The organism is Ruoffia sp. FAM 24228 (genome assembly GCF_045528575.1).
GTDB lineage: Bacteria > Bacillota > Bacilli > Lactobacillales > Aerococcaceae > Ruoffia > Ruoffia halotolerans.
Genome location: NZ_JBGQQZ010000179.1, coordinates 1 through 255 on the forward strand (window position 1 = coordinate 1; position 255 = coordinate 255).

At 43.1% G+C, this 255-nt stretch carries 1 pseudogene; it reads right to left on the reverse strand.

The annotated features are described in order from the left end of the window. A pseudogene (locus ACEN33_RS12570) lies at window positions 1-255 on the reverse strand (IS30 family transposase); the annotation flags it as partial.

The window sequence follows — 255 nt, forward strand, 5'->3', positions numbered from 1 at the left end:
TATCAACTAGCGTTACTAAGCACGCTTTACCAGTTTGACCTGCAACTGTATCTGCTTCCCAATGACCAATCTCAGTTCGTTCATTAGCGCTATCTGGTCGTTCATGAATCGTATTGGAGATAGGGATTTTTCCTCTTCTCTCTACGTGATTTTTAGAATGGCGTGTTTTACCTCTGTGTCTTAATTTACGGATAGCGCCTCGATTACCGGTTGATAAACCAGGCTCATCGAAGTCGCCACGATAAATTGCACGAT